This window comes from Caballeronia mineralivorans PML1(12) (assembly GCF_001028175.1).
In the GTDB taxonomy this organism is placed as follows: domain Bacteria; phylum Pseudomonadota; class Gammaproteobacteria; order Burkholderiales; family Burkholderiaceae; genus Caballeronia; species Caballeronia mineralivorans.
This window is the reverse complement of record NZ_AEJF01000047.1, coordinates 1-240: the sequence shown is the minus strand read 5'-3', so window position 1 is coordinate 240 and position 240 is coordinate 1. Positions and strand designations below refer to the sequence as shown.

The following is a 240-nucleotide window of genomic DNA, read 5'->3' as shown; positions in this document are numbered from 1 at the left end:
AATGTCCCCGGCCGGGGCGGCGCCGAACGTTCCTGTCGTCGCGCCGGCTCCGACCTGCTCGGCCAGCGCCCGCGCCTTGGCGGCGTCGCGACTCATCACCTCGACGGTGTGTCCGGCCTTGGCGGCAAGGCCGCCGATCGCTGCGGCCATGCCGCCTGTGCCGATGATGCTGATAGTGCTCATGTGCAGCCTCCTGGTTTGTTGGGTGCTGCTCGTACTCCCGAACAACCATGCTAGACA

Annotated in this window: 1 protein-coding gene; it reads right to left on the bottom strand. The window is 67.9% G+C overall.

The features are described from left to right. Positions 1-228, bottom strand: a 228-nt coding sequence (locus tag EOS_RS05460) for an NAD(P)-binding domain-containing protein (protein WP_268760291.1), incomplete at its 3' end; no start/stop codon positions are given. Positions 229-240: the final 12 nt, after the last annotated feature.